The sequence below is a fragment of the Rhizobium sp. SVR5-9E genome, assembly GCF_056755095.1.
Map to the genome: position 1 here is coordinate 1 of NZ_JBNDHS010000257.1, position 429 is coordinate 429.

Below are 429 nucleotides of genomic sequence, written 5' to 3' on the forward strand. Positions count from 1 at the left end.
GACGTTCATCCATATTTCAACAATCCTTGAAATGTTGAAACGAGGAATATCGCAGATGAATGCAGTGAACAAGACCTCTTCTCAGGATATTAGGCTCGGCCTGCTGCTCGATGGGCTCGCCGCCTCCCGCGATTTGCCTCTAGTGTTCCACTATGGCGGCTGCCCCGTGAAGCCCGGCTATCACGTCACCGAAGTGAAAGCCGGTCAGTTCCAGGCGCTCGACTGCGGAGCCACCCCGGAGGCTTGGGTGGAAATTTTCGTACAGCTTTGGGATATCGACGAAGACGACCGCACCCATATGCCGGCGGGCAAATTCGCCGCCATCATCCGCAAGGTCTCTGAGCATGTGCAACTGGGCGGCTCAGCGAAACTGACCTTCGAAGTGAGCGACGGCGTGCAGCCAATGCAGCTTTATTGCGCTTCGACCCC

The 429-nt window shown here is 56.6% G+C and carries 1 protein-coding gene; it reads left to right on the forward strand.

From position 1 onward, the window contains the following. Nucleotides 1-55 precede the first annotated feature (55 nt). The coding region (locus ACPYOJ_RS34690) for a DUF6428 family protein (protein ID WP_481420276.1) at nt 56-429 on the forward strand (374 nt) is incomplete at its 3' end.